Source organism: Bacillus sp. SRB_8 (genome assembly GCF_003264205.1).
Lineage (GTDB): Bacteria > Bacillota > Bacilli > Bacillales > Bacillaceae_G > Bacillus_A > Bacillus_A mycoides.
Genome location: NZ_NADT01000045.1, coordinates 65,211 through 88,697, shown reverse-complemented (window position 1 = coordinate 88,697; position 23,487 = coordinate 65,211). Strand labels below are relative to the sequence as shown.

Genomic DNA, 23,487 nt, shown 5'->3' with positions numbered 1-23,487 from the left:
TGACGTTCACGTTGTTTGTTTCATTCAGTTTTCAAAGAACTAAAAGCGGGTGAAGAGAATCGAACTCTCGACCAGAGCTTGGAAGGCTCTTGTTTTACCACTAAACTACACCCGCGTGGTCGGGAAGACAGGATTTGAACCTGCGACCCCCTGGTCCCAAACCAGGTGCTCTACCAAGCTGAGCCACTTCCCGTTATAGCGCGCCCGAGAGGAGTCGAACCCCTAACCTCTTGATCCGTAGTCAAACGCTCTATCCAATTGAGCTACGGGCGCTTATTCATGATGTTTTTTCGTCGTTGTATTTTGGCGACTCAATTATCTTACCATACTACATTTTCAAATGCAAGTACTTTTTAAAAGATTTTTTGATGCGGCCGAGAGGACTTGAACCTCCACGGGGTTTCCCCCACTAGGCCCTCAACCTAGCGCGTCTGCCGTTCCGCCACGACCGCGCGGAAAAAACAAAAGTGAGCCATGAAGGATTCGAACCTTCGACCCTCTGATTAAAAGTCAGATGCTCTACCAACTGAGCTAATGGCTCGTAAATGGCTGGGCTAGCTGGATTCGAACCAGCGCATGACGGAGTCAAAGTCCGTTGCCTTACCGCTTGGCTATAGCCCATCGAAATAGTTATCTTCTTTTCAAAGACAAATGTTATTTTACCATAATGTCCAATAAAAAACAACTGCTATATAGCAGAAGTTAAAATGGCGGTCCCGACCGGGGTCGAACCGGCGATCTCCTGCGTGACAGGCAGGCATGTTAACCACTACACCACGGGACCATTTGGTTGCGGGGACAGGATTTGAACCTGCGACCTTCGGGTTATGAGCCCGACGAGCTACCGTACTGCTCCACCCCGCGATAATATTATTTATATAATTTATATGGTGGAGGATGACGGGATCGAACCGCCGACCCCCTGCTTGTAAGGCAGGTGCTCTCCCAGCTGAGCTAATCCTCCGAAGTGGTGACCCGTACGGGATTCGAACCCGTGTTACCGCCGTGAAAGGGCGGTGTCTTAACCACTTGACCAACGGGCCAATATGTATGGCAGAGAAGAAGGGATTCGAACCCTCGCACCGCGTTAGCGATCTACTCCCTTAGCAGGGGAGCCCCTTGAGCCACTTGGGTACTTCTCTGTATGGCTCCGCAGGTAGGACTCGAACCTACGACCGATCGGTTAACAGCCGATAGCTCTACCACTGAGCTACTGCGGAATAATGAAGACAATTTGTATCTTATAAAAAATCTCATCGTAAGTCAAGAGGTTTTTTCACAACATCTTGCGCAAACGTGACATGTTTATAATATACTGGATTACGTTTTCACTGTCAAGATGTTTTCACTACCAGTTTTAGTTGTCCTTTACACTTTCCACATACATATCTTTGTGTATTTATTTGGCGTCTTCTTACATATTGAAAAGAACACCCCATACATTCATACATAGAAACTCTCGTTTCCTCCTCACTAATCATTCGTTTACAAAAACGTGGTGCACCTACTTTCTTTAATAACTCACGAAAATCTCTATCTCGATGCTTATACCCTTTTCCTGTGATATGTAAGTGATAATGACAAAGTTCATGTTTAACAATCCCGACTAACTCTTCTTTTCCATATACTTCGTAATATCGATAATTCAATTCTATATTATGATTCTTCAATAGATAACGCCCACCAGTTGTACGTAACCTACTATTAAACATCGCTTTATGTAAAAACGGCATTCCAAAGCATTGTAACGATACCTCTTCCACTAACCGCTGAATTTCTTGTTCATCCATTCTCATTCCTCCTAAACTAAAAAATATTTCCACACTTTTCTCCCTTCTTATACATATAGTAAATAGTACATATACCCATCCTCATTCAAGAAGCGTGATTTCTAAAAATGCAGCATTGCTAGAAATCCACTCACCAACCTCTCATCAAAGTTACTTTAACTAAAAGGAGCTACTTTTTTTGAGAGCAGGATTAAACAAGGAGGGATTCCTATGCCCACGTGGCTAAAGAAACAAATGCAACGTGCATATTTTGAGAAAAACCGGTATCAAATCAAGTTACTAAATGAATGCTGGTTTTATTATAGTAAAATACATCAAAGCTCATAATCAATTAAACTTTCCAGTTCATAAAAAAAGAGCAGTTTCATCTGCTCTCTTTTCTTACTATTCAATCGGTAACATTGATAATGCAACACGACCTTTTTTCGTATCAATATCATCTACCCATACCTTTACAATTTGTCCCACGGATACAATATCTAATGGATGCTTTACAAATTGTTTGCTTAGTTTAGAAATATGTACTAAACCATCTTGCTTCACACCAATATCAACAAAGGCACCGAAATCAACAACATTGCGGATCGTTCCCTCTAATTCCATACCACGCTTTAAATCTTCTAATTTTAAAATCCCCTTTTTCAAAAGTGGCTTTGGCAACTCATCCCTCATATCTCGCTCCGGGCTAATTAAAGCATCCATAATATCAACTAATGTCGGCTCACCAATCTCCGTCTCTTGAGATAATTTAGAAATATCTACTCCTTCGAAACTCTTTTGCAAGTTTGGTTTCCCCACATCATTCTTTGATAACCCTAAGCTCTTCAATAGCAATTCAACATTTTTATATTGTTCTGGATGAATCCCTGTGCGATCTAACGGATTCGCTCCTTCTAATATACGTAAAAACCCGATACATTGTTCATATGTTTTTGCACCTAAACGTGGGATTTTCTTTAATTCAGTACGCTTCGTGAATTTCCCATCTTCCTCACGCTTAGCTACAATGTTTTTCGCAACTGTTTTTGATAATCCCGAAACATATTGCAACAATGCAACTGAAGCTGTATTTACATTAACACCAACTCGGTTAACTGCTGTCTCTACTACAAATGTTAATGATTCATTTAATCTCTTTTGAGATACATCATGTTGATATTGTCCCACCCCGACAGATTTAGGGTCAATTTTCACAAGTTCTGCAAGTGGATCTTGTAGACGTCTCCCAATTGAAACAGCACTTCTTTCTTCAACCTGTAAATTTGGAAACTCCTCGCGAGCTACATCAGATGCTGAGTACACACTAGCACCCGCTTCATTTACAATAATGTAAAATACATCTCGCTCTACATTTTGTAATACATCTACTATAAATTCTTCCGTTTCCCTCGAAGCTGTACCATTTCCAATCGCTATCATTTCAACTTCATATTTATCTATAATTGAAATGATTTTCGTTTTTGCATCCTCATATTTACGAGCAGGCGGATGCGGATAAATAACATCTATGTGAAGAACTTTTCCTGTATCATCTACTACAGCTAATTTACAACCGGTTCTATATGCTGGATCTACCGCTAACACAACTTTCCCTTTCATCGGAGGTTGTAATAATAAATTACGTAAATTCTCAGAGAAAATATGAATCGCTTGTTCTTCGGCCGTTTCCATTAATTCTTTACGAATTTCTCTTTCTATTGAAGGTTGAATTAATCGCTTATATCCATCTCCCATCGCTAATTGTACATAATGCGCACTTTTAGAAGCTTCATCAAGAATCATTTTTTTATGTAAAAACTGAAGAATTTCTTCAATTGGCGTGATAACAGAAACTCTTAATACGTCTTCCTTTTCACCACGATTCATAGCTAGTACACGATGCGGCACTACTTTTTGCAACGGTTCTTCATAGCCATAATACATTTCATATATATTCTTTTCATCTTTTTCTTTATCTTTTACAGATGAAGACATAATCCCTTTTCGGAAAGTAGTATTGCGAATCCAACTACGATATGCCGCATTATCCGAAACAAGTTCCGCAATAATATCTTGCGCACCTTGCAACGCATCTTCTGCAGACGCCACTTCCTTTTCTGCATTAACAAATTCCATAGCCTTCTCTGCTGGATTTTCTTTTTTATATAATAATAGCCACTCAGCTAACGGTTCTAATCCCTTTTCTTTAGCAATTGTAGCTTTCGTTCTTCTTTTTTCTTTATATGGACGATATAAGTCTTCTACTTCTTGAAGTTTTGTTGCAGCAACAATATGACGACGCAACTCTTCGGTTAGTTTACCCTTTTCACCAATAAGACGAAGAACCTCTTCTTTCCTATCTTCTAGTTGCATCATATATTGCCATCTTTCTAAGATTGCACGAATTTGCACCTCATCAAGAGACCCTGTCCATTCTTTTCGGTAACGAGCGATAAATGGAACTGTGTTACCTTCTTCTGTTAATTGAATAACATGACGAACTTGCTTTTCTGTAAAGCCTAATTCTTTCACTAACATTTTCATTAACCCTTGTCGATTATCTACCATTTCCATATCCAACCGCAACCTCCTCTATAATAAAAAAAAGTTGCCCTGTAAAGAGAGCAACTTAAACTGCCGATTTAAAAATCTATTAGTCCTAAACTAATTTGTAACGCTTCATCTACACGACTCATCATCACTTCATCCAAATGAGTGATTTTGTCCGTTAAGCGTTGCTTATCGATTGTTCGAATCTGCTCAAGTAAAATAACAGAATCCCTCTCAAAACCGTACTTTTTCGCATCAATTTCCACATGAGTGGGTAATTTCGCTTTTTGAATCTGTGCAGTAATAGCCGCTACAATCACAGTCGGACTAAAACGATTTCCGATGTCATTTTGAATGACAAGAACCGGACGAACGCCTCCTTGCTCAGAACCAACAACTGGGGAAAGGTCTGCAAAATACACGTCGCCGCGTTTTACAATCAAAATATTACCCCCCGCTAACTAAGCGTTCTACTGTATGAGCTGCTTCATACTCTGCTAAGAAAGCTTCAGATGCAATACCAAGATTAATTTTTCCCATTTCAATGTACCCACGTCGCATTGATTCATGTTGGTAGCGTTTCTTCGTCTTATGTTGACGCAATAACAGTTGTGTTGCCTGGCAAATTAGTTCATGGCGATTCTTATTCTCTTGTTTTCCAATTCCGTCCAATTCCGTTACCATTTGCTTTGGCAACCGAACCACGATTTCAGTAGTTACACTTGATTCGGACACAAAAATACACCTCCACCGTCAACTACACACCCAAATATATATATGACACCTATTGTAATAATACCATTGTATGGAGCCTGTTGCAAAGACTTCCTTATTCCTTGCTTATGTTTTCCAATTCATAAATAAAACATTCATCTTCTTTTACTTTTTATCTCTTTCAAACAAGAAATAAAGCAATCCTTCAGTAATATTTCATTGCAACTTATATTAATAACAAGTATAAAAAGAAGCTCCCCAGCGAAAAAGAGCCTATTCTTTATTAGTGAAACTCCTCCAAATGACGAGATGCTGAGTAATAATACCTTCTTCTATATATCGTTCAAATAATTGATTACTTCTACAACTTTACCGTGTCGTATAAATATTCTAGGTACACGGAAGCTTATCGTTGCGATAATTTCATAATTAATAGTCCCGGAATATTCAGCAACCTCGGTAGCACTAATATACTCATCACCTTGTCTTCCAATGAGTGTAACTTTCGTACCAAGTGGCACTTCACAAGGCAGATGTATCATGAATTGATCCATTGTTACTCGCCCTACAATCGGTACTCTTTCACCTTTTACAAGTACCTTAAACCCTTGCAATCTTCTAAGCCAGCCATCTCCATATCCAATTGCAACTGTCGCAATCCATTCTTCAGTTCTCGTTCGGTATGTGACATTATAACTAATCCCATCTCCTTTAATCACTTGCTTAATATGAGCAACTTTCGTGTGAAGTGACAACGCCGGTTCCAATTTAAATGGTAAAAAAGGACGTATTTCTACAGATGGGGATAATCCATACATCGCAATACCAATTCGCACCGCATTAAATGTAATCCCTTGAAACCTTAACGTTGCGGCACTATTGGCTGTATGGACAAATTTAGGATTCACTACAAATTCTTTCAACCAACGTAACTGCTGCAAAAATGTATTATATTGCTTATCAAAGTAAGAAGTCTCAACCTCATCCGCTGTTGCAAAATGCGTATATACTCCTTCTAACTCTAAAAATGGCGCACCTTCTAAACTCTTTAAGAACCCTTTTAATTCTTTTCGTTCACGTATTCCGATTCTCCCCATACCACTATCAAAATTAATATGGAATTTCATTATTGATGAACCATCCCAGAGCTTTATCGCTTCTTCCACCCATTCTTTTTGAAAAACAGTTAATGCTACATCATTTTCAGCAGCTACATTTACATCACGGGGCGGGGAAGGACCTAATACTAAAATCGGTGCAGTAATACCAGCCCTCCGAAGCACTAAAGCTTCATCTAAAAAAGCAACTGCTAATCTTGTTGCTCCTGCTTCTAATGCAGTTTTAGCCACCGGTACATAATCGTGCCCATATGCATTCGCTTTAACTACAGCAAAAATCTCTACATCACTTGGAATGTACTCTTTAATATGTGTAACATTGTTATAGATCGCATCTAAATCCACTTCCACCCACGTGTCACGGTAAAACGGTGCTTCTTCCATAAATACACTTCCTTATACACGATATGCGAAGCTTATTCTTTTATATGCTTCTTTTATGAAATCCACCTTCAAACTAAGAAAAGACGTGGTGCACATATATCACCACGTCTAAGAAGTTTACTTCACCTGCTTCGCTGTAACCGAACGAGCAACCATCAACAACTCATTCGTCTCTAAACCTTTAGACACGAGCATATATTCTACTCCGTTATGTGACCACGTTACAGAGTCTTTCGTCAATGCACCAATCGTGAAACCAAGATCAACCGGCTCTCCACTTACACTTACCGCCGATGAGGCCTCTGCAACTTTTGACTTTTCTTGTATTAAAGTAAAGGATTTCTTACTTCCAGTGTATGTGAGTATTGCACGCTTGCCACTGTCTGTCTTCAACTCTTCTTCCTCTTTCAAAGTCATACCTTGCGGTGTATCACGTGGATACAAAATAGCAAACGGTTTGTCTTCTTTCGCTGCCGTCTGAACATCCACTTGTGCTCTAGACATATTTTGTTTCGTATCAAATGCACCTTTATCAAACTTTGCATCAAACTTTACTTTAGTGAAATCTACTTTTACAAGGACATTTTGATCATTATCCATCAGTTTCACAGAAACTGGTGTTAAATCACTTTTATTCAGCTTAATTTCTTGTTTCGGCAACATATTTTGATGTTGATAATTTGTTTTTGTTTTAAACACATAATACTTATCTGTTTTCTCGAAAGAGAGATTTTTCTTATCTTGCAAAATATCTCTTACAAGTGATTCATATAAATAAGCCTGGCTACTATTTTGCGGCCAATCACTTTGAAAACGGAAACTCTTATTAAGTGCCGGTGTTAATACAAATACACCTTCATCATTCCTTAAAATAATTTGACTCTGATCCTTTTTCGCATTCTGCAAATTCACACGATAATACGAAGGTTCTTTATGCCAAATTTCTACATTGTACTCTTGAGGTTCATTTCCTGTTTTAATAGATAATTTCGCTTCAGCTTGATAACTCTTCATACTTTTAACTTTCGTTTCTAAATCTCTCACAACATCTTCCTGTTTCTTTTCCATACAACCCGCCAACACAAAAACGGTCAATAAACCGACAAGAACTAAAAACAGACGCCTTTTCATCACTTCAGCCCCTTTGCCCCTATAAATGAATGGAAGATATGCCTTCCTTATCGCTACCTCAAATATATGAGACAAAGATATAAAATATGCAGACTAGCGTGACGAGCTTTCCAAAACAACTTGAGCAACGGCAAATTCTTTACTATGACTAATTGATAAATGAACAATATGCTCTGTATTTGTAATGATAATCGGCTTACCTCTATCATCATTCCTTACTTCAATATCTAAAAAACTCACTTCTTTCCCGATACCGGTCCCTACCGCTTTAGAATACGCCTCTTTTGCTGCAAATCTTCCAGCTACAAATTCTGTAAGACGACTTCCTTTCAGCCCCTCGGCAACACCACGTTCTCTTTCAGTTAAAATACGTTCCATAAATTTAAGCTTTCCATCTAGCATTTTTTCAATTCGATTTAACTCAATAATATCGATTCCAATCCCTACAATCATTTCAAAATCCCCTTCTTCTATTTAGCTTTCTTCATTCATATTGTAAGAATAACAGGAATCTTTCTGATGCAAAAGGAGTGATACTAACAACATGCTAATACCATCCACTCGCATTTCCTTACAACCGATTATCATTTCTTTACTTCTTATACAATTAGTCATGATTATATTGAGCGACTTTTCCCTCTTTCACCTGGCAGCCTACAATGAATATATCGCTAAAGGAGAATGGTGGCGTGTCATAACTTCCTTACTTGTACACGTAGACTTACAACATTTCCTTTCTAATAGTATTTGTTTATTCGTATTTGGTTCTTCCATCGAAAAACAACTAGGACACTTTTCTTTCATCATTATTTTTTTCCTTTCTGGCATTCTCGGGAATATTTCTTCTTATATTATTATGCCTCTTGAATATATTCACGCCGGAGCATCTGGTGGTATTTTCGGATTACTAGGCGCCCAATTATTTTTATTGTATAGTCGATATCGTTCTTCAAAACCAAGAGACATCGCTATTTTTTCAATAATGATACTTATATTACTACTATTTACTTTCTTTAATCCCTCTGCCAATCCTATAAGCCATTTAACAGGACTGATCATCGGCGGCATGTGCACCCCTTTTTTAATAAAGTGAAACTTTAATCAGTGGGGGGGTTCCATCCCCCACTGATTATTAGCCCGCACCAATCGGGCTTTTACGGGCAGCCCGACTCCCACCTAACTCCCTCGCATTCGCCGAATTTTGAGGCGGGAGTCTTACTGCCCGGCAAATAGCGGGACAAAAAAAAACGATGGCGCAGAGCTTATTTAATATAGAAGCTCGCACCATCGATAATTTCCACATCTGTTTGTTTACTTAACTCTCTCATTAGTTGAAATAAAGACTCGTCCTTTTTCTTCGCCTCAATCATACAATCAATTCGCGGAACACTCCCCTTTATCTTTTTCAAAAAAGATAAGAAAGTATCTACATCAATAAAATCCGCATGTGCTCTCGGGTTTTTTCCATCTCTAGGACTGGAGATGTGCATTTTAACCGGTAACAAAGACGATTCCCACGTATGTACAACACGCGCCCAATCTTCATGCCAATCTTCCTGGTCATTATTCATCATATGATGGTGCAAATCAAACACGACTGGAATGTCTAATTTCTCACCTAAATACAATGTTTCTTCTAAAGAAAAGGTCGTGTCATCATTTTCTAATATAATCATCTCTTGAATACCTCTTGGAACAGTTGACCAATTTTCTATAAAGCGTTCTAATGCAAGCTCCTTATCTTTATAACCTCCTCCCACATGTAATACACATCGTTGCTTATGTTCAATTCCCATACCCTTTAACAATTTTTTGTGCATCTGCAATGTCTTTACAGATTGTTTGAGAATACTCTCCTCAGGTGAATTTAGTACAACAAAGTGATCTGGATGGAAGTCAATTCGCATATTCATACGAATTGCATATTCACCTAATTCTTTCAGATTTTCTTTTAACGGACGAATATAGTTCCAATCTAACAACTCCTCATGATTCGCTAAAGGAATAAGCTTGGAACTAAGTCGAAAGAAAGATATATCATGCCCTTTATTATGTTTTAATAACCGTAAGCAATTTTCCAAATTCGAATTAGCGATTCTTTCAAGTTTACGAATCGCAGCCTCTCGATCATCAATCCGCTGAAACTGTGCATACGTCATCGTTTGAGATGGAGAAGCATTCTTCAAATGTACACTCATCGCAACATACCCAAGTCTTACAAGCATATAGCACCTCATTTCTATACGAGTTACTATGTAGTATGCACAATTACAGAAATAAAAAAAGAGAATGCCAGCAAAGGGCATTCTCTTTTTTATTAAGCTTGTGGACGGCTATGATGTTTTCTTTCGCCGCGTCCATTTGAAGATCCAGGGCGACCTTCACCTTTACGACCACGGTTGCCATCACGGCTACCAGCATCACGGCTACCGCCATCACGATTACGATCACGGTTACGACCATCGCCACTTCCGCTTCCACGTCCATCACGATTGCGATCACGGTTACGACCATCGCCACCGCCGCGTCCATCACGACTACGATTACGGTTACCATCACGGTATCCACTTCCGTTACCACCGCGTTTTTTAGAACCGCCACCGCCACCTCTTGAAACAACTGGTGGTTCTGATGTTAAAGCGATCGGAGTTGTATCCGGCTCTTTTGTCATCATTTTTAAAGCAGCAGCTACTACTGTTACAGAATCATTCTCTTCTAACATTTCTTCTGCAATACGCTTGTAGTATGATAAGTTATCATTTTCAATTGTGCTTTGAAGTTTTTCAGCGATTAAACGTTGTTGACCTTCTAACGCCTCGTCAAGTGTCGGTGCGTCCATACGATCAACCTTACGTTTTGTTGTACGCTCGATATTTTTTAATTGTCCTGATTCACGTGGTGTTACAAATAACATTGCAATACCTTTTTTACCGGCACGGCCAGTACGACCGATACGGTGAACGTATGATTCTGGATCTTGTGGGATATCGAAGTTGTATACGTGTGTTACGCCTGAAATATCAAGACCACGTGCAGCAACGTCTGTTGCAACAAGAACTTCAATAGTACCTTCTTTAAATTTACGTAATACAGACATACGCTTCGCTTGTGTTAAGTCACCGTGAATACCTTCTGCTGCATAACCACGTAAGTTTAATGCTTCTGATAATTCATCAACACGACGCTTTGTACGACCGAATATGATTGCAAGCTCTGGAGATTGAATATCTAGTAAGCGTGTTAACACGTCAAACTTTTTCTTTTCTTGCACTTCTAAATAGAACTGCTGAATGTTTGGCATTGTTACTTCTTTTGCTTTTACTTTAATGTGTTGAGGCTCAGTCATGAAACGCTCAGCAATACGACGGATTGGATCTGGCATTGTCGCTGAGAATAATAATGTTTGATGTGTTTCTGGCACATCTGTTAAAATCGCTTCAATATCTTCAATGAAGCCCATGTTTAACATTTCATCCGCTTCGTCAAGAACAACAGTCTCTACGTTTTGTAAGCGAAGTGTTTTACGGTTGATATGATCTAAAATACGACCCGGCGTACCTACAATAATGTGTGGGTGTTTTTTTAGAGCACGAATTTGGCGGTTAATATCTTGACCACCATAAATTGGTAGAATACGAACACGTTTATGTTTACCAATTTTGTATAGCTCTTCTCCAACTTGAATTGCTAATTCACGCGTTGGCGCGATAACAATACCTTGAACTGCTTCTTTATTTGTATCCACTTTATCTAATAGTGGTAATCCGAATGCTGCTGTTTTCCCTGTACCTGTTTGCGCTTGCCCAATAATATCCTTACCTTGCAATGCATGTGGAATTGTTTCAGCTTGAATCGGCGTAGCCTCTTCAAAGCCCATACTTTCAACAGATTGTAGTAAAGACTCACTTAATCCTAGTTCTCGAAATGTTGTCAATGTTACTTCTCCTTTTCTATCCTATACTTATCATTTAAAAAAAGGCGTTTTCCGAACTTGCGGAAAAGCCATTTTCCTGAATACTTACGTATATAACCGGGCGTATATTCTTCACGAAAATACTTCTAAACGTTATTACACTTTATCAATTATAAGTTTTGTAGGTGTAAAAAGCAAACCCCAACTGTTACCTTATTTCATATTCAGAGCTTTTTTCTTTACTTTTATTTTTTTATCGTTTACTGTAAGCGCTTATTATAAGTTTCCACTATTTTCGTGGCTATCATCCCTATTTATATACACCAATTATTTCAACATCGTAATTACTTCTTCTAATTTCATGCCGCGAGATGCTTTTACTAATACAACATCTTTCGTACCGACTACTGCTTGCAACTCTTTTATTAACTCTTCTTTACTATCATACGCTTTTACACGGTCTTTAGGGAAATTAATTTTTGCACCTTCAGCAATTTGAGCCCCTAATTTACCATATGTGAATACATATGAAATTTTTGCTGGATCAATTAATTTACCTACTTCATAATGAAATTGCACTTCTTGATTTCCAAGTTCTAACATATCACCAAGCACAACAATTTTTTTAGCAAATCCATCTAAACCATTCATTAGGTGGAACGCAGCTTCCATAGCTGTTGGACTAGCATTATAAGCATCATTGATAATTGTTAAACCACTATCTGTTTTTACAATTTCCATACGCATACCTGTCATTTGAAGTGTTACTAAACCTTGTTTCATTTCTTCCCACGTTACACCAAAATGTTTTGCAATTGCCATTGAAGCAAGCGTATTATATACATTATGCTTTCCTAGTACTGGCAAATAGAATGACAAAGTTTCATCCCTGTTCATCTTAAAGTGTGTCCCAGTAGCCTGCAATGTTACAGTAGTTGGATAGTAATCATTTGCTCTCGCATCACCAAATGTAACTGTTTCAGCTGCTAAATTCATTTCTGGAACACGATTCGTTAATAGCGGCTCATCTCCATTATATACGAACACGCCACCCTTTTGTAAACCTGTAACAATTTCTAACTTCGCTTCAGCAATCGCCTCACGAGAGCCTAAATCCATTAAGTGCGCCTCACCAATGTTCGTGATAATAGCTGCATTAGGACGAGCTAACTTAGATAGAAATTCAATTTCTCCTCGGCTTGACATGCCCATTTCTAATACAGCTACTTCTGTATTTTCCTCTAAATTTAAAATAGTAAGAGGTAAACCGATGTGGTTGTTGAAATTACCTTCTGTTTTTTGAACTTTAAATTTAGTCGCAAGAATACTTGTTACAATATCTTTCGTAGATGTTTTACCATTACTACCCGTTACACCAATAACTTTTACATCCAATTGATCACGATAGTTTTTCGCTAACATTTGCAATGCTGCTAGTGTATCTTCTACAAAAATAACCGGAAGATTTTCAGGTGGGTTTTCTACATCTTTCATCCATAATGTAGCAATCGCCCCATTTTCAACAGCTTTGTCTACAAAAGCATGTCCATCGAAACGTTCACCTTGAATTGGAACATATAAATTTCCATTTTCAATTTTCCTCGTATCAATAGACACTCCTTGTATAGTAATTCCCTCATACCGCTCTGCTAATCCAGTACCATTTATCATCTGCTCTACTTGTTTTAACGTTCGATTTATCATGAAAACACTCCCTACATAGAGGAAGCACTATTCCTTCGAATAGTGCTTCCTCCTTTTTTGTTAGATTGTATATTTAATTTTTTGTTTTTCTTCGTGACGCTCAATCGCTAAGCGAATTAGCTCTTCAATTAATTCCGGATACGGTAACCCTGTATGTTGCCATAATAGAGGGAACATACTAAACGGCGTGAATCCTGGCATTGTGTTTACTTCGTTAATATATACTTCTCCATCTTTCGTTAAGAAGAAATCAGCTCGTGTTAAGCCCGAACCATCTAATGATTGGAATGCGATAATTGCATCTCGCTTAATTACATTAGACTCTTCTTCTGTCATTTCAGCTGGAATAATTAACGCTGTATCACCATCGATGTATTTCGATTTGTAATCATAAAAATCTTTTTTCGGTACAATTTCACCTACAACTGAACATTTCGGCTCATCATTACCTAATACACCAACTTCTACTTCACGACCTACAATATTTTCTTCTACAATAATTTTACGGTCAAATTGGAATGCCTCTTCGAATGCATTCTCAAGCTCTTCACGATCATTACACTTATTAATACCAACACTTGAACCAAGGTTTGCTGGTTTTACGAAGCAAGGATATCCTAATACTTCTTCTACTTTTTCATACGCTGTTTCACGATCTTTTTCCCATGCACTCCGAATGAAAGATGCATATTTCGCTTGTTTCAATCCAGCTTCTGCAAAGATATTTTTCATAACAACTTTATCCATACCAGCAGATGATGCTAATACACCGTTACCTACATATGGAATGTTTAGTAATTCTAATAACCCTTGTACTGTTCCATCTTCGCCATTCGGTCCATGTAATAATGGGAAAATAACATCAATTGCATCTTCTTGTTTAGAAGTTGCCGTTGGGATAATTTCTGTACTTAATGATACAGGAGAAATTGTATTCTCTTCCCCACTCATTTGTAATGCCTCAACATTTGTTACTTCGCCTTCAATACGCTCTCCACGCATCCATTGGCCTTGTTCTGTAATATAAATTGGATGAATCTCGAATTTATCTTGATTTAATGCTTTAATAGCAGCAAGAGCCGTTTGTAACGAAACTTGATGCTCAGCTGATTTTCCACCGTATAATAAACCTAATTTAATTTTTGTCACTGAAATCACCCTAACCAATTGTTTTCATTTTTCTATTTTAGCACTTTTTATAAAAATAGGTAGTTCCTATTTGAAATAAAATGTAACTTCCACAAATAATTAAAAGACACCACTTATTGGTTTTCTACACTTTTTCCCTTTAATTTCTACACACCTAAACAAAATTAAACTTTAGAGCAAAATTGCTATCTAATCTAGTTATGTACCTAAAATATGTAGAAATCCACTTTGTGTGTATGTCATCTATATTACCTTACCATTTGTGGAGAATGAAAAAACACTGATTAAAGTTTCATTTTATTAAGAAGACTGTTTTGTAGGCGTATCTTTTTGCCTCTGCTCAACAAGACGATCTAAAGAAACATATACAAAGCCTGCAACTACACACCCTACACTTAAAATTGTAAATAAGTAGTGACCAAGCAAACGATCCAATAAAAAACCACCAAGAAGTGGACCGAATGCACTTCCTGTAATCCACTGCAAACTCGCCGCCCCCATATAGGTTCCTCTCAAATGCTCAGGCGCCAAATTCGCTACAAACGTCATCTGTACAGGCGACATAATCATCTCGCCTAACGTATATATGGCATAAACAAACATTAACGTCATTAAAATAATTGTAGCATTTGTATCATATTCTCCAAACCACTTCGGTAACCATCCTATAAAAAACAAACCAATTCCGAACAAACACGCACCGTATAACATCGTCTTTCCAACAGGTTTATCTGTCGCCCATTTTGAAATTTGAAATTGAAATAAAACAACTAATAGACCATTTAATGCCATTAAATATGGGTATGGATTGTTGACTCCAAAAATATCCTTCATTTCGTTATCAAAGTGAAGCGGTAACATGCCTTCTGTTTGAGAAAACCCCATAGAAATAATGATCCCCGCTAACAAATAAATCATTAACGCCTTATCTCTCATTAAAATTTTCCAAACTGCTCCGGATTCCTGCTCTTTACTTTTTTCCGTCATATCCGTAATTTTTGGCATTGTTTCTTTAATAAGTACTAACACTAGTAGCGCATAAAACAACATAGCGGATGAAGCAATAATAAACACGAGGTTCTTTGATAAAACAACTACTGATGCTCCCATTATCGGTCCAATTGCAGCACCAATATTGTGTCCCATTCGCAATAAACCATATGCTTCTGTTCTTTTTTCTGGCGCCGTCACATCTGCAACCATCGCTGATGCTGCTGGATGAAATAAAGAATTACTTAACCCTAAAAAAATAGATAAAATAGCGTATGGAATAAATCCTTCGATAAATAAAAAACCGAGCATTAATAACGCATTACTCGCCATTGAAAATATCATAATTGGCTTTCTTCCATATATATCAGCTATTCTTCCGCCTATAAGCGAGCCAAAGCTTGCAGCAATTGGAGAAAGCGCCATAATAATCCCAACTTGTAATAAAGAATCTACCTTATCTTTTAAATATAGTGCAAAAAAAGGCATTAACATCATCATCGCAATTCCGTTCAAAGTCTCACCGATAAATCGAATCCATACGTTACGATCCATCTCTCTTAGCTCACGCCATGTATTTTTCACATTTTCACCCCTTTAGTTCGCCAACAATTATCTTATAATACATTCAGAAAAATGTAAATTTTCAAAACAAAAATCCATCCTAACAGAATTAGAATGGATTTTTCCACTTATAAATTTGCTACATCTTCTTCTTTTTTACTATTATTTAAAACACTACGCTTTCTACTATAGGCGAAATAAACTACTATACCGATAACCATCCAAACACCAAAACTAATCCAAGCTGTCGCTGATAATTGAAGCATCAAATATAAGCAAAAGATAACTGTTAATGCCGGTAAAAATGGTACGAGCGGCGCCTTAAACGCCCTTGGTAAATCAGGATGAGTTCGTCTCATCACAATGACAGCAACAGCTACAAGTGCAAATGCTGACAAAGTTCCCATATTTACAAGATGTGCTAAAACATTTAAATCTATTAATCCTGAAATAAGTGCTGCAATAATACCTGTTGTCCATGTATTTAAAAATGGTGTTTTAAATTTCGGATGAACTTTAGCAAGACGCTTCGGTAACAATCCATCTCTGCTCATTGCATATGAAACACGAACTTGCCCATACATCATAACTAGCATTACAGTTGTAATTCCTGTAATTGCTCCTACTGATATCACTCCCGCCAAACTATCTTGTCCAATAAATTGAAGTGCGAAAGCAACTGGATCTGATATATTCAACTGACCGTATGGAACAATCCCTGTCAAAATAAGTGAAACAACAATGTAAAGAACCGTACAAACTAGTAACGATGCAATAATTCCAATCGGCAAATCGCGTTGTGGGCGCTTCACTTCTTCTGCGGCTGTTGATACAGCATCAAATCCAATGAATGCGAAGAAAACTGTAGCTGCTCCAGCCATTACACCATCTAACCCAAATGGCATAAAAGGTGTCCAATTTTCAGGTTTTACATAATTAAATCCGGCGAAGATAAAAATGAGAACAACTGCTAGTTTAATAAATACCATTATATTATTTACACGTGCACTTTCACGAACACCTCTAGATAAAAGAACCGTCATAACTAGAATAATTAGAACTGCAGGTAAATCAATTATTCCACCCTTTCCAGTACCAGGGGCCGAGGAGAGAATGGTGGGAATATGAATCCCAAATCCCTTTAATAACGATTGCAAATACGCTGACCATCCATTGGCTACAGCAGATGTGGCTAATAAATACTCGAGCATTAAATCCCATCCAATTAAGAATGCAAATACTTCTCCCATCGTCGCATACGTGTACGTGTAAACACTCCCTGAGACAGGAACTGAAGAAGCAAATTCAGCGTAACAAAATGCAGCAAAGGCACAAGCTAATGCAGCTATAGCAAATGATAATATAATAGCTGGTCCAGAATGTTTCGCTGCTACAACGCCAGTAAGAACAAAAATACCAGTTCCAACAATTGCTCCGATTCCAAGCATTGTTAAATCAAGTGCCCCTAACGTTCTCGATAATGTCTTTTGTTTACTTTCTTGCAGTAACGTTGAAATCGGCTTCTTTTGAAAAATTTGCTTCATACTGTGCTCCTCCATGATTTTAGTTTTCTGAAAATTTAATTTACTTTTTCATTTTACCCACGGCATGTTTTTTAGTCAATACTTTTGTCGAAATAAACAGAAAACTATCGAGATACATACTATACTCTTATCATCCTTTCGATAAAAAGATTCAGACAATCATATCTATATATATTTTCATAACTTTTTTTGGTATTATTATACATGTCGATTCCATAAAAGAGGCATGCTCCCGTAGTGAGCATGCCTCTTTTTACTTATTTCACAGTATATGAACCCTCTTCAATCCAGCTATACATATATTTTTCATCTTCCGTCTCATGTGCTTGTTTTACAATACGAAGCGGACGGAATGTATCTATCATAACAGCCAGTTCAAGTGTCTCTTTCTTCCCTATACTCGCTTCTGTTTTCCCTGGATGTGGCCCATGCGGGATCCCGCTTGGATGAAGCGTAATAGAACCTTCTTCTACACCTTTTCGGCTCATAAAATTACCTTCTACATAGTACAGTACCTCATCACTATTCACATTACTATGATAATATGGTGCCGGAATAGATTCTGGATGATAATCGTATAAACGCGGTACGAAAGAGCAAATGACGAAATTATGCCCTTCGAATGTTTGATGTACTGGTGGTGGCTGATGAATACGACCTGTAATTGGTTCAAAATCCTCCACATTAAAGACCCACGGATATAAATACCCATCCCACCCAACAACATCTAACGGATGGTGCCCTAACACATGCTTGTGCATATAACCTCTCGACTTTGTCATTACGACAAACTCACCTTTTTCATCATATGTCTCCAATTTCTCCGGTCCACGCATATCTCTTTCACAAAACGGACTATGTTCTAACAATTGCCCATATTCATTGCGATAGCGACTTGGTGTTGTAATTTGGCTATTTGCCTCTACAACAAGAAACTTAGTCTCTCCCTCATCTGGAATAACACGATAAATCGTTCCAATTGGAATTGTTACATAATCACCTTTTCTATAGTGAATCGTTCCAAACATCGTTTCAATTTTTCCTGTTCCATAATGAACAAATAACATTTCATCGCCATCACCATTACGGTAAAAATAATCCATTTTTTCTGTTGGACTCACTACTCCAATTAATAAATCCTCATTCCCAAGCATAAAGTTTCTTCCGCTTACTGCATCACCAGTTTTTTTATTTTCTTTCGTACGGAAGTGGCGATGAGCAAGAAGGGCATCCTCTTCATACTGTAACTGACAAGAATGCGATAATGCCGCGTGCCCTACTTCTGTTGGCATATAATGATGATACAAAATAGACTGGGTACCAGAGAAACCTTTTGTCCCCATTACCTGCTCACGATAAAGCGATCCATCTTTTTTACGAAATTGTACATGTCGTTTATGAGGTAGCTCCCCCATGTGACGATAAAACATGCCCATCACCTGCTTTCATGTCTTTTTTGACCGTATTACGTAACGTACCTAAACCAGTAATCGACAGCTCTACAACATCTCCATCTTGTAGCCACTCTTCTGTACCAAGTTCTAAAATACATCCTGTTCCTACTGTCCCAGAACCAATCACATCTCCTGGATATAACGTAACGTCTTCCGAAGCACGTTCAATCATTTCAGCAAATGTATAGTAAATATCTTGGAAGTTTCCCTTTGATAATATCTTTCCATTTACATGAGCAGTCATCTCTAAATCATAACGATCACCGTTACGATAAACGTCTAATTCCTCTTTCGTAACGAGATACGCTCCTAATGAAGTTGCAAAATCTTTTCCTTTCGCTGGACCGAGTCCCACTTTCATTTCTGTTGCTTGTAAATCCCTTGCACTCCAGTCGTTCATAATGCAGTAACCAAAAATATATTCCTCTGCTTGTTCACGAGAAATGTTTCGTCCCTCTTTCCCAATTACGCAAGCAATCTCTAACTCATAATCAAGCTTTTTAGACTTCTTCGGACCAATAACAAAATCATCTGGACCAATAACAGCACGGTGGTTCGTAAAATAAAAAACCGGGATATCATACCATTCAGGTACAACATCTAGCCCTCTTCTCCCGCGAGCTGTTTTTACATGCTGCTCAAATGCATAAAAATCTCGAATGCTACTCGGATTAGGAATTGCCGCTGCTAATTGAACTTCCTCTAAGGAATATATACCCTTTTCAGGATTCTTAATATTACGCAATACTTCTACATACTCATCTGCTTTCTCTAAAAAGGCGAACATAGAAGAAGGTAATTGTCCATCACTCGCAAGATTCATATCGATTACTTTGTCACCTTCAAGCCATCCAGCTCGCATTTCTTTCGATGGGAGACGAAATGTAACAAATTTCATCGTGATTCCTCCCTATGAAAATGAAATTTCCACCAACAAAGGAACTCTTGCTGGTGGATACAAATTTTATAAATTTCCGCGACGCTCTTGTTCTCTTTCAATTGATTCGAATAAAGCTTTAAAGTTCCCTTCGCCAAATCCACGAGAACCTTTACGTTGGATGATTTCAATAAATAGAGTTGGACGATCTACAATTGGTTTCGTAAAGATTTGTAATAAATAACCTTCTTCGTCACGGTCTACTAGAATCTTCAATTCTTTTAATCTATCAATTTCTTCATCAATTTTCCCAACACGTGCAGTTAACTCATCGTAATACGTATCTGGCGTATCTAAAAACTCCACGCCATTCGCACGAAGCACTTCAATTGTTTTTACAATGTCACTTGTTAATAAAGCAAGATGCTGTACACCCGCTCCGTTATAGAACTCTAGATATTCTTGAATTTGTGACTTTCTTTTTCCGTCTGCTGGTTCATTAATTGGAAACTTAATACGGCTTCCATTCGTCATAACTTTTGACATTAATGCCGAATACTCTGTGCTAATATCGTCATCATCAAAGTGAATCATTTGTTTAAATCCCATGACGTTCTCATAATAACTAACCCATTCTTCCATTTTCTCAACGTTACCAACGACATGGTCTACAGCAATTAAACCGGATTCTTCAAATGGAATATTGAACTCTACCTTTTGAAATCCTGGCATGAATGTTCCTTTATAATTTTTACGCTCTACAAGCGTATGAATTGTATCACCATACGTACCAATAACCGCTTTCTTCAAGGTACCGTCCTCATCTGTTAACTCTTCAGGAGGAGCAATCGCAACAGCGCCACGTTTTACAGCTTCAGAGTATGCTTTATCAACGTCATCAACAAGTAAAGCTACATCTTTCACTCCATCACCATGAGTCTTTACAAACTCTGCAATACGGCTATCGCTACTTAAAGCTCCAGACACAACAAAACGCATATTTTTTTGCACAAGAACATAAGATACCTTTTCACGGTTTCCTGTTTCTAATCCAGAATAAGCAACAATTTTGAATCCAAACGCTCTCGCAAGATAATAACTTGATTGCTTTGCATTCCCTACGTAAAATTCCAAATGATCTACATCACGTACCGGAAAAAAGTCCTCCATTTGTGCAGCTAGCGTATCCATAGATTTTTGTTTCATAATATCTTCATCCCCCTGTAAATAGATTAAATAGTCCATACTTAAAACCAACCGAAAACGCTTCCAACATCAATTAATAGAAATTAGTTAGCAAGCTAACAATTTCCGACCTTTAAAATTTTCTATCTTTTCTGTCAAATTCCTCTTTTTTTCTTACATATAAAATTCGACTTTTTTCTCTTTAAAGTAAGGGGAAAATATTAATACTTGAAGGTATATATGAGAGGAAAACAAAAAAGACTCCAACATATTAACTACTTACTAATACGTTAGAGTCTTTATTTTTTTTGAATGATTGTATTTATATTTTTCATACTAATATATTTGCAAGGAATAGAATAAATGATGTTAATATTACCGCTCCGCCTAATGATCCTAATAAATCTGTTTTTGTTACTTGTAACACTTGTTCACTGTTCATATTCCTCATTCTCCTTTCATTTCGTACAATTTAAAACTTTTATTATACTAATACGCTTGATAGAAATACGATTAATGCTGTTAATACTACTGCTCCGCTTGCTGATCCTAAGAAATCACCTTTTGTTACTTGTAATACTTGCTCTTTCATATCTTTCATTCTCCCTTCATTTATCTTTTGTTACAAAATTTCTATTATACTAATACACTTGATAGAAATACGATTAATGCTGTTAATACTACCGCTCCACTTGCTGATCCTACGAAGTCACCTTTTGTTACTTGTAATACTTGCTCTTTCATATCTTTCATTCTCCCTTCATTTATCTTTTGTTACAAAACTTCTATTATACTAATACGCTTGATAGAAATACGATTAATGCTGTTAATACTACCGCTCCACTTGCTGATCCTACGAAGTCACCTTTTGTTACTTGTAATACTTGCTCTTTCATATCTTTCATTCTCCTTTCATTTATCTTTTGTTACAAAACTTCTATTATACTAATACGCTTGATAGAAATACGATTAATGCTGTTAATACTACTGCTCCGCTTGCTGATCCTAAGAAGTCACCTTTTGTTACGTTTAATACTTGCTCGTTGTTCATATCATTCATTCTCCTTTTTTATAAGTTATCTATATGTAATTACTAAGAAATGATTAGTTCATAGTTTTCATGTTAACGTTACATTGAAATTAATTACGTAACGTTTGTAACACTAATGTAACATAACTATTATTACGTTGCAATATAATTACGTAAATTTTATTACACTTTTTTTACGTTTTTTTAAATAAACACTCAAAAACCTTGTTTTAATGCGTTTTCTACTACAATCATATTTGTAACACTAGTGTAACATTAAGGTCATAAAGCGAAATATAATATTATTCGTCTCTATTTTGTTAAAAACCAAAGTGAAACTTTAATCAACGAGAGTTCCATTCCCTACTAATTATTCCCCTCACCAATCGCACTTTTACTAGAAATTAATGCGGGATAAAATACTATCTTTCCAAGATAAGTTTATATGTTTCCTCTATATAACTATGTATAATGGAAACAAAGAGGTGGTCATTTTGAAATTAATCGCACTAGATATGGATGGTACACTACTATCATCTAATCTTGAAATCTCCAAAGAGAACTTACAAGCTATCCAAACCGCAAAAGAGGCTGGTCATATTGTAATGATTTGTTCTGGCCGCGCGAAAGAGGATGCTTTGAAATTATTGGAAGAATATAAACTATCTCTTCCAGTTGGAGCAAGCAATGGGGCAATTGTTTATGTGGACGGAAAAGTAATTAACTCGCGTTGTTTACAAAATGATAAAGTATACAAGCTTGCAAAATTACTAGAATCTGAAGGTTTTCCATATAAGTTGTACACAAATAAAGGGGTTTACTCTCCTTATACATGGCAAGATCAAGTTATGCAGGCATTCGAAGAAAATAAACATACACTAGATGTTACACTTGAGGAACTTGAAAGAATTACAGAAAAACAAAAGAAATCAAACTTAATTACTGATTTCCAAAAAATCGAAGATGTCGTAAATAATCCAGAATTAGAAATATCTAAATTCTTCATTTTAACATTTAATGCTGCTCATCGTTCACAGCTATTACAAACTTTACAAGAAGATACGGACATTTCAGTTACGGCATCAGCTCCTACTAATGTAGAAATTATGGATAAGCATGGCCATAAAGGCAATGGTTTGCAAGAAATGGCAGCTTATTTCAATATACCAATTGAAGATACTGTTGCAATCGGCGATAACTTTAATGATGTGCCAATGTTACAAGTAGCTGGCTTATCAGTTGCAATGGGAAATGCTGAAGAAGACGTAAAAAAATTATGTGACGTTGTTACATTAACAAATAATGAAAACGGTGTTGCTCATGCAATTGAGCAATTTGTATTAAAACAAACTTCATCTAGTAAATAAAGTTCAACTTTAATCAGAGGCGGGGTAAAAAAAGGACTCTTTCA

General features: G+C 37.2%; 24 protein-coding genes and 12 tRNA genes. 3 read left to right on the top strand and 33 right to left on the bottom strand.

Translation table 11 applies throughout. The features are described from left to right. Positions 1-44 precede the first annotated feature (44 nt). The 13 genes from B5P40_RS27885 to B5P40_RS27825 all read right to left on the bottom strand — a co-directional run bounded on the left by B5P40_RS27885 (position 45) and on the right by B5P40_RS27825 (position 1,790). Positions 45-115, bottom strand: a tRNA-Gly gene (locus B5P40_RS27885). 1 nt (position 116) lies between these two features. Next, a tRNA-Pro gene (locus B5P40_RS27880) sits at positions 117-193 on the bottom strand. Positions 194-199: 6 nt separating this feature from the next. Then, positions 200-273: transfer RNA gene (locus B5P40_RS27875), tRNA-Arg, on the bottom strand. Between the two features lie 96 nt (positions 274-369). Beyond that, a tRNA-Leu gene (locus B5P40_RS27870) sits at positions 370-452 on the bottom strand. Between the two features lie 16 nt (positions 453-468). After that, positions 469-541: transfer RNA gene (locus tag B5P40_RS27865), tRNA-Lys, on the bottom strand. A 5-nt stretch (positions 542-546) separates the two neighbouring features. Further along, positions 547-621 (bottom strand) — tRNA-Gln (locus B5P40_RS27860). An 87-nt stretch (positions 622-708) separates the two neighbouring features. Next, a tRNA-Asp gene (locus tag B5P40_RS27855) sits at positions 709-784 on the bottom strand. 3 nt (positions 785-787) lie between these two features. Beyond that, positions 788-864 (bottom strand) — tRNA-Met (locus B5P40_RS27850). 24 nt (positions 865-888) lie between these two features. Continuing rightward, positions 889-964: transfer RNA gene (locus B5P40_RS27845), tRNA-Val, on the bottom strand. 4 nt (positions 965-968) lie between these two features. Next, positions 969-1,043, bottom strand: a tRNA-Glu gene (locus tag B5P40_RS27840). Between the two features lie 8 nt (positions 1,044-1,051). Next, a tRNA-Ser gene (locus tag B5P40_RS27835) sits at positions 1,052-1,142 on the bottom strand. 3 nt (positions 1,143-1,145) lie between these two features. Further along, a tRNA-Asn gene (locus tag B5P40_RS27830) sits at positions 1,146-1,220 on the bottom strand. 114 nt (positions 1,221-1,334) lie between these two features. Further along, positions 1,335-1,790, bottom strand: coding sequence for a SprT family protein (locus B5P40_RS27825; protein ID WP_016095131.1), 456 nt, complete (start codon positions 1,788-1,790; stop codon positions 1,335-1,337). A 210-nt stretch (positions 1,791-2,000) separates the two neighbouring features. Here B5P40_RS27825 and cmpA point away from each other — a divergent pair, with 210 nt between their 5' ends. Beyond that, the gene (gene cmpA / locus B5P40_RS27820; protein WP_001143642.1) at positions 2,001-2,117 is read left to right on the top strand and encodes a cortex morphogenetic protein CmpA; all 117 of its coding nucleotides are present in this window, start codon (positions 2,001-2,003) and stop codon (positions 2,115-2,117) included. A 57-nt stretch (positions 2,118-2,174) separates the two neighbouring features. On the opposite strand, the gene B5P40_RS27815 is transcribed toward cmpA, so the two are convergent. The 6 genes from B5P40_RS27815 to acpS form a co-directional block, all read right to left on the bottom strand. After that, positions 2,175-4,343, bottom strand: coding sequence for a Tex family protein (locus B5P40_RS27815; RefSeq protein ID WP_113710264.1), 2,169 nt, complete (start codon positions 4,341-4,343; stop codon positions 2,175-2,177). A 68-nt stretch (positions 4,344-4,411) separates the two neighbouring features. Then, on the bottom strand, positions 4,412-4,762 hold the full coding sequence (ndoA, locus tag B5P40_RS27810) for a type II toxin-antitoxin system endoribonuclease NdoA (RefSeq protein WP_000635965.1): 351 nt from the start codon (positions 4,760-4,762) through the stop codon (positions 4,412-4,414). Between the two features lie 4 nt (positions 4,763-4,766). Then, positions 4,767-5,054, bottom strand: a complete 288-nt coding sequence (locus B5P40_RS27805) for an antitoxin EndoAI (RefSeq protein WP_000004570.1) — start codon at positions 5,052-5,054, stop codon at positions 4,767-4,769. Between the two features lie 311 nt (positions 5,055-5,365). Then, the gene (gene alr, locus B5P40_RS27800; protein ID WP_113710263.1) at positions 5,366-6,535 is read right to left on the bottom strand and encodes an alanine racemase; all 1,170 of its coding nucleotides are present in this window, start codon (positions 6,533-6,535) and stop codon (positions 5,366-5,368) included. A 117-nt stretch (positions 6,536-6,652) separates the two neighbouring features. Next, positions 6,653-7,603, bottom strand: a complete 951-nt coding sequence (locus B5P40_RS27795; protein WP_002124820.1) for a LolA family protein — start codon at positions 7,601-7,603, stop codon at positions 6,653-6,655. A gap of 156 nt (positions 7,604-7,759) precedes the next feature. Beyond that, entirely contained in the window at positions 7,760-8,119 is a 360-nt protein-coding gene (gene acpS, locus B5P40_RS27790) for a holo-ACP synthase (RefSeq protein ID WP_002009969.1), read from the bottom strand. Between the two features lie 91 nt (positions 8,120-8,210). Here acpS and B5P40_RS27785 point away from each other — a divergent pair, with 91 nt between their 5' ends. Beyond that, positions 8,211-8,759 carry a rhomboid family intramembrane serine protease gene (locus tag B5P40_RS27785; protein ID WP_002139859.1) on the top strand — a complete coding sequence of 183 codons (549 nt, stop codon included), beginning with the start codon at positions 8,211-8,213 and terminating at the stop codon, positions 8,757-8,759. A 169-nt stretch (positions 8,760-8,928) separates the two neighbouring features. Here the strand turns inward: B5P40_RS27785 and uvsE are convergent, their stop codons facing one another. From uvsE to B5P40_RS27715, 14 genes are all read right to left on the bottom strand, one after another. Beyond that, the gene (uvsE, locus tag B5P40_RS27780) at positions 8,929-9,891 is read right to left on the bottom strand and encodes a UV DNA damage repair endonuclease UvsE (protein WP_002009966.1); all 963 of its coding nucleotides are present in this window, start codon (positions 9,889-9,891) and stop codon (positions 8,929-8,931) included. 92 nt (positions 9,892-9,983) lie between these two features. Further along, the gene (gene cshA, locus B5P40_RS27775) at positions 9,984-11,600 is read right to left on the bottom strand and encodes a degradosome RNA helicase CshA (protein ID WP_002063522.1); all 1,617 of its coding nucleotides are present in this window, start codon (positions 11,598-11,600) and stop codon (positions 9,984-9,986) included. Positions 11,601-11,906: 306 nt separating this feature from the next. Next, positions 11,907-13,283: a UDP-N-acetylmuramoyl-tripeptide--D-alanyl-D-alanine ligase gene (gene murF / locus B5P40_RS27770; protein ID WP_113710262.1), complete on the bottom strand. Its 1,377-nt coding sequence runs from the start codon at positions 13,281-13,283 to the stop codon at positions 11,907-11,909. A gap of 60 nt (positions 13,284-13,343) precedes the next feature. After that, positions 13,344-14,432 (bottom strand): D-alanine--D-alanine ligase, encoded by a 1,089-nt coding sequence (locus B5P40_RS27765; protein ID WP_002009961.1) that lies wholly within the window; start codon positions 14,430-14,432, stop codon positions 13,344-13,346. 300 nt (positions 14,433-14,732) lie between these two features. After that, positions 14,733-16,007, bottom strand: a complete 1,275-nt coding sequence (locus B5P40_RS27760; protein WP_002009960.1) for an MDR family MFS transporter — start codon at positions 16,005-16,007, stop codon at positions 14,733-14,735. Between the two features lie 107 nt (positions 16,008-16,114). Continuing rightward, positions 16,115-17,530 carry a branched-chain amino acid transporter BcaP gene (gene bcaP / locus B5P40_RS27755; RefSeq protein WP_113710261.1) on the bottom strand — a complete coding sequence of 472 codons (1,416 nt, stop codon included), beginning with the start codon at positions 17,528-17,530 and terminating at the stop codon, positions 16,115-16,117. A gap of 257 nt (positions 17,531-17,787) precedes the next feature. After that, a complete protein-coding gene (locus tag B5P40_RS27750; protein WP_002140161.1) occupies positions 17,788-18,960 on the bottom strand; it encodes a homogentisate 1,2-dioxygenase in 1,173 nt (390 codons plus the stop codon). Then, positions 18,926-19,882 (bottom strand): fumarylacetoacetate hydrolase family protein, encoded by a 957-nt coding sequence (locus tag B5P40_RS27745; RefSeq protein WP_002191747.1) that lies wholly within the window; start codon positions 19,880-19,882, stop codon positions 18,926-18,928. The genes B5P40_RS27750 and B5P40_RS27745 overlap by 35 nt, the downstream gene beginning before the upstream one ends. 66 nt (positions 19,883-19,948) lie before the next feature. Continuing rightward, positions 19,949-21,067: a 4-hydroxyphenylpyruvate dioxygenase gene (gene hppD / locus B5P40_RS27740; RefSeq protein WP_000810917.1), complete on the bottom strand. Its 1,119-nt coding sequence runs from the start codon at positions 21,065-21,067 to the stop codon at positions 19,949-19,951. A 310-nt stretch (positions 21,068-21,377) separates the two neighbouring features. Further along, on the bottom strand, positions 21,378-21,488 hold the full coding sequence (locus tag B5P40_RS27735; protein WP_001083697.1) for a DUF3948 family protein: 111 nt from the start codon (positions 21,486-21,488) through the stop codon (positions 21,378-21,380). Between the two features lie 42 nt (positions 21,489-21,530). Beyond that, positions 21,531-21,647 (bottom strand): DUF3948 family protein, encoded by a 117-nt coding sequence (locus B5P40_RS27730; RefSeq protein WP_002029425.1) that lies wholly within the window; start codon positions 21,645-21,647, stop codon positions 21,531-21,533. A gap of 35 nt (positions 21,648-21,682) precedes the next feature. Beyond that, positions 21,683-21,790 carry a DUF3948 family protein gene (locus B5P40_RS27725; RefSeq protein ID WP_000664237.1) on the bottom strand — a complete coding sequence of 36 codons (108 nt, stop codon included), beginning with the start codon at positions 21,788-21,790 and terminating at the stop codon, positions 21,683-21,685. 44 nt (positions 21,791-21,834) lie between these two features. Continuing rightward, a complete protein-coding gene (locus B5P40_RS27720; protein ID WP_000654250.1) occupies positions 21,835-21,951 on the bottom strand; it encodes a DUF3948 family protein in 117 nt (38 codons plus the stop codon). A 35-nt stretch (positions 21,952-21,986) separates the two neighbouring features. Continuing rightward, a complete protein-coding gene (locus tag B5P40_RS27715) occupies positions 21,987-22,097 on the bottom strand; it encodes a DUF3948 family protein (RefSeq protein ID WP_001058532.1) in 111 nt (36 codons plus the stop codon). A gap of 473 nt (positions 22,098-22,570) precedes the next feature. Here B5P40_RS27715 and B5P40_RS27710 point away from each other — a divergent pair, with 473 nt between their 5' ends. After that, on the top strand, positions 22,571-23,443 hold the full coding sequence (locus B5P40_RS27710; RefSeq protein WP_002091393.1) for a Cof-type HAD-IIB family hydrolase: 873 nt from the start codon (positions 22,571-22,573) through the stop codon (positions 23,441-23,443). The last annotated feature ends 44 nt before the right edge of the window (positions 23,444-23,487 follow it).